At 42.9% G+C, this 254-nt stretch carries 1 rRNA gene; it reads right to left on the reverse strand.

Going from position 1 to position 254, the window contains the following annotated elements:
• Positions 1 to 150 precede the first annotated feature (150 nt).
• A 5S ribosomal RNA gene (rrf, locus tag HGH91_RS31030) occupies positions 151 to 254 on the reverse strand; the annotation flags it as partial.

Genomic DNA, 254 nt, shown 5'->3' on the forward strand with positions numbered 1-254 from the left:
TCAGAGATTAGATGTCCAGGCAGTAGGCCTGGCAAGTAATGTTATTCTGAGTATTTGAGAGAAAATCATTGCTACTCTTTAGCAACACTCTCTACTTATATAAGAAAGAAAAAGCCTTAGTGCAAAGAACACCAAGGCTTTTCTTAATAAGTATGGCAGCTACCTACTCTCCCGCATGATAGTGCAGTACCATCGGCCATGAGGGGCTTAACTTCTCTGTTCGGAATGGGAAGAGGTGAACACCCTCGGCATAA

The sequence above is a fragment of the Chitinophaga eiseniae genome (assembly GCF_012641265.1).
Lineage (GTDB): Bacteria > Bacteroidota > Bacteroidia > Chitinophagales > Chitinophagaceae > Chitinophaga > Chitinophaga eiseniae_A.